The 549-nt window shown below is 70.5% G+C and carries 1 protein-coding gene and 1 pseudogene; both read left to right on the top strand.

The features are described from left to right. Window positions 1–244: hypothetical protein (locus N415_RS30280; RefSeq protein ID WP_152531657.1), on the top strand; the 244-nt coding region annotated here is incomplete at its 5' end. A 57-nt stretch (window positions 245–301) separates the two neighbouring features. Next, window positions 302–549 (top strand): annotated as a pseudogene (locus N415_RS30275) (lipase maturation factor family protein); the annotation flags it as partial.

The raw sequence follows: 549 nt of genomic DNA, 5'->3' as shown, positions 1-549 counted from the left end.
CGTGGCCGGCGCCGCCCTCGGCCTGCGGTATGCGCTGCGCCGGCGCGACGCCTTGACCGTGGTGCTGAGCGCCGGCGGGCTGATCCTGGCCGGCGCGGCGCTGTCGCGGCATCCCTGGCGCTCGGTCGACGGTTACGCCGGGCATGCGGCGAATGTGCAACTGCTGGCGCTGATTTCGCTTGCGGTGTTAGGCGCGTCGGTCGTGGCCCTGCCGGACCGGCAGCCGCGGCCACGCGAGGAATGACACTTGGGGCGTTGGCTAGCGGTTTCCGTGCTGCTTGACTGGTAATACGTGACGACCATGGGTTGGTTCTCGGCACCCGAATACTGGCTGGGCCGGATGGTCCTGCAGCGGGGCGTCGCGGCCATCTACCTGATCGCCTTCGTCGCGGCCGCGCTGCAATTCCGGGCGCTCATCGGCGAGCACGGGATGCTGCCCGTGCCGCGGTTCTTGGCCCGGCAGACGTTTTGGCGCGCCCCCAGCCTTTTTCAGCTGCGCTATTCCGACCGGCTGTTCGCGGGCGTGGCCTGGCTGGGTGCGGCGCTGGC

It is taken from the genome of Mycobacterium sp. UM_CSW, assembly GCF_000455205.1.
GTDB lineage: Bacteria > Actinomycetota > Actinomycetes > Mycobacteriales > Mycobacteriaceae > Mycobacterium.
Note: the sequence above shows the minus strand (reverse complement) of the source record. Positions and strands in the feature narration are given on the sequence as shown.